Source organism: Exiguobacterium sp. UBA6309 (genome assembly GCF_002439205.1).
GTDB lineage: Bacteria > Bacillota > Bacilli > Exiguobacteriales > Exiguobacteriaceae > Exiguobacterium_A.
Genome location: NZ_DJTL01000033.1, coordinates 3,612 through 4,368, shown reverse-complemented (window position 1 = coordinate 4,368; position 757 = coordinate 3,612). Strand labels below are relative to the sequence as shown.

Below are 757 nucleotides of genomic sequence, written 5' to 3'. Positions count from 1 at the left end.
ACCATTGACATCCCGAACATCCGTAACGAATACAGGATGATCAGATGCGTATACGTCGTATCCATCTCAAGTTGACTGAAGTAATAACTCGTGACGACTGTGATGAACAAACCAGTCAAAGCAAGAGGACGACCACCGATTTTGTCAAACAGCTTCCCGTTGATCGGTGACATGACGGCCATCAAGATGGCACCCGGTAACAGCATGAGACCCGCATCAAGTGGTGAAATACCGCGAATCGTCTGGACATAGATCGGAAGCAATAACATGCCCGAGAACATCGCCATCGTGACGACCATCGAGATCGCAGAAGACAAGGCGAACATCGGGTAACGATAAATCTTGAAGTTGAGCATCGGACGTTCCATATGCAGCTGACGATGAATGAATGTCACGAGTGCGATGACCCCGACGATCAGTGCTCCATAGACGTGGAAACTATCCCAACCTTTAGAGCCAGCAGAACTGAATCCGTACAATAAGCCACCGAAACCAAGTGACGAAAGTGCAACGGAAGTCAGATCGATCTGAGCGGCAGACCGTTCCTTGACGTCACGAAGTAAGAAGAAACCAGCAACGAGAACGATTAAGGCGATTGGTGTGATGAAGTGGAACAGCATCCGCCAATCATAGTGCTCGATGATCCAACCGGATAACGTTGGTCCGATCGCTGGAGCCCCCATCATAATCAATCCGAAGAAGCCCATCGCAGTCCCGCGTTTTTCAATCGGGAAACTGACGAGCATGACGTTCATCA

At 49.4% G+C, this 757-nt stretch carries 1 protein-coding gene; it reads right to left on the bottom strand.

The window, feature by feature from the left end:
* Window positions 1–757: MFS transporter (locus B3M90_RS11950; RefSeq protein ID WP_290784260.1), on the bottom strand; the 757-nt coding region annotated here is incomplete at both ends.